Source organism: Polaromonas sp. P3_C2, assembly GCF_056402675.1.
On the sequence record NZ_JBFUGX010000910.1, the window covers coordinates 1 to 1,354 of the forward strand.

Sequence of the window (1,354 nt, forward strand, 5' to 3'; positions counted from 1 at the left end):
GACGAAGCCGGGCGCCAGGTGCATGACGGCCTCTGGCCCATCATTGCGGGCCGGCGCATCGCGCTGAACTTCCGCTGGGCCCAGCCCGATGGCGTGCTGGAGCTGTACCAGGCCGGCAGTGAAGGGCCGCAGTGGTGGGCACGCGCGGCCGACCCGGTGCGCGGTGGGCCGCCTGCCGGTATTCTTGATCGTTGCGAAGCCAGCAAGACCTGCCCGAAAATCGTTGAGCACTTTGGCTCGGCCGAGGTCTGGGCCCTGAAACTTACGCCGGAATGGGTGGGTACCGATGCCAGGGCCGACCTGCCTCTGCCTGCCAACGTGCGGCGCTATTACATTGCCAGCTCCAGCCACGGCGGCGGGGCAGGGGGCTTTGACAACAGCCTGCCGGGCGTGGGCCTTCCAACGGCAGGCGCCAGTTGTCCGGGCAATAATTTCGGCACGGGTGTATTGCCTGCCAACCCGGTGCCGCATACCGAAACCGTGAACGCGCTGCGCRTGCACTTTCGTAACTGGGTGATGCGCGGCACCGAGCCACCGCCCAGCCGCTGRCCCACCCTGGCGCCGCGTGCGGGCGAGCCGCGCGGCACGCTGGCGCTGGCTACCAAGGAAGGCATCGGCTTTCCCACGCTGCCGCAGTTGCGCCCCACCGTGCCCGAGCCGGACTTCATCATGCCGGTGCTCGACTATGACTGGGGCCCCGCCTTCAATCCTGCCGATGGCTCGGGCGTGGCATCCAATGCGCCGCCGCCCATCCGCCGGGTGCTGCCCATGCTGGCGCCGCGGGTGGACGCCGATGGCAATGAGCTGGGCGGCGTGCCGGTGGTGCTGCTCGAAGCGCCGCTGGGCACTTACCTGGGCTGGAACATCACGGCGGGCGGTGCCCGGCCGTTCCACCAGGGGCAGATCTGCAATTACGTGGGCGGCATGGTGCCCTTTGCCCGAACGGCGCAAGAGCGCGGTGCCAACGGTGACCCGCGCCTGTCGCTGCAGGAGCGCTACGGTTCGCACGAGGGCTATGTGGCCGCCGTACGCAAGGCCACCGACAAAGCCCAGGCCCAGGGCTTCCTGCTGGCCGAAGACGCGGTGCGCTTAATCAAGGCTGCCGAAGCCAGTGCGGTGCTGCGCTGAAGGCGATTTTTACCGAATATCATCCCGTAGTAAAACCCATCAAAGGAGACAAACCATGATTTCATTTAACCGGCGCGACGTCCTGCGCATCGCTGCGGCCAGTGCTGCAACCGCATCACCCCTGCTGCATGCGCAGTCAGCCTGGCCCACCAAGCCAGTGACGATGATCGTGCCGTTTCCAGCCGGTGGCGGCACCGACGCATTCGCCCGCCCGCTGTCCGCCCAG

Annotated in this window: 1 protein-coding gene and 1 pseudogene; both read left to right on the plus strand. The window is 67.5% G+C overall.

All coding sequences use genetic code 11. The features are described from left to right. Positions 1-1,128, plus strand: a 1,128-nt coding sequence (locus tag AC1DWI_RS23285; RefSeq protein ID WP_477725931.1) for an alpha/beta hydrolase domain-containing protein, incomplete at its 5' end; no start/stop codon positions are given. Positions 1,129-1,183: 55 nt separating this feature from the next. Continuing rightward, a pseudogene (locus AC1DWI_RS23290) lies at positions 1,184-1,354 on the plus strand (tripartite tricarboxylate transporter substrate binding protein); the annotation flags it as partial.